We start from the raw sequence: 403 nt of genomic DNA on the forward strand, positions 1-403 counted from the left end.
GCCCCGGTCGGCTTTTCCGGGCCGCTGCTGTGCGAGGCGCTGGCCCCGCTGCTGAGCACCCACCCCGGCCTCAGCCTGACGCTGTTTTTTCAGGACGAGCAGATCGATCTGGTCGAGTCGCGCATCGATCTGGCCATCCGTGTCGGGCGCCAGGAGGACTCCAGTCTGGTCGCTCGCCACATCGTGAACTGGCGTTTGCTGCTGTGCGCTGCGCCGGCCTACCTGGCGCGTGCCGGTCTGCCGAGCGAACCGCAGCAGTTGCTGGCGTTGGACTGGATCGGCCTGCACCTCGAACGCATCCAGCACCTGGTATTGCAGGGCCCCGCTGGCGTGCAGCAGCGGCTGCGCCTGGAGAGCCGCGTCACCTGCAACAACATCCTGGCGTCGCGCCAGTTCACCCTGG

At 68.0% G+C, this 403-nt stretch carries 1 protein-coding gene; it reads left to right on the plus strand.

Annotated elements, in window-relative coordinates; translation table 11 throughout:
• Positions 1-403, plus strand: a 403-nt coding sequence (locus J0A65_RS26115) for a LysR substrate-binding domain-containing protein (protein WP_232850168.1), incomplete at both ends; no start/stop codon positions are given.

The sequence above is a fragment of the Bowmanella yangjiangensis genome, from assembly GCF_017255015.1.
GTDB classification, from domain to species: domain Bacteria; phylum Pseudomonadota; class Gammaproteobacteria; order Enterobacterales; family Alteromonadaceae; genus Bowmanella; species Bowmanella yangjiangensis.